1 tRNA gene is annotated in these 529 nt (G+C 49.0%); it reads left to right on the forward strand.

Annotated elements, in window-relative coordinates:
* The first annotated feature begins 159 nt into the window (after positions 1-159).
* Positions 160-236, forward strand: a tRNA-Arg gene (locus OZD63_RS05565).
* Positions 237-529: the final 293 nt, after the last annotated feature.

The following is a 529-nucleotide window of genomic DNA, read 5'->3' on the forward strand; positions in this document are numbered from 1 at the left end:
GTGGTTTCCGGCCTCATGGTTGGATAGTTTGGCGCGTTAAATTCATCCAGACAGAATGACAGACTCAGAATAAGAAAAAAATCTATCTACGGGAAGTTATCAGGATAATGCAGATAGAGGCTTGGCAAATACCCCTGAATTGCGTTAGGGAAGGCGCACGGACCCGTAGCTCAGCTGGATAGAGCGTTGCCCTCCGAAGGCAAAGGTCGCGCGTTCGAATCGCGCCGGGTCCACCATCCTTTGAAATGATTGGCTATTTTTTGCGTCGGTAATGGTCTTTTGCATCTTCTAACAAGCTACGCAGGCTTGCGCGTGGGGAAGCAATAAACCCGATAAAACCCAAAAATACGGTAATACCCGCGCCACTTCCCAAGTTGGCTCCTGTTTGAGAGGAAGATGCCCGTTGGGTTGCCCGATCTGTGTTTGGTGTGTCGTTTTTAGGTTTGGGCATACGGCGCATTCTCTCGGGCAGTAAGTGTCTCAGCACCAAATATGTAAGACCGTGAACAGGGCTGAAAAACCATTATTT

The organism is Wolbachia endosymbiont of Drosophila leontia (assembly GCF_028981785.1).
In the GTDB taxonomy this organism is placed as follows: domain Bacteria; phylum Pseudomonadota; class Alphaproteobacteria; order Rickettsiales; family Anaplasmataceae; genus Wolbachia; species Wolbachia pipientis.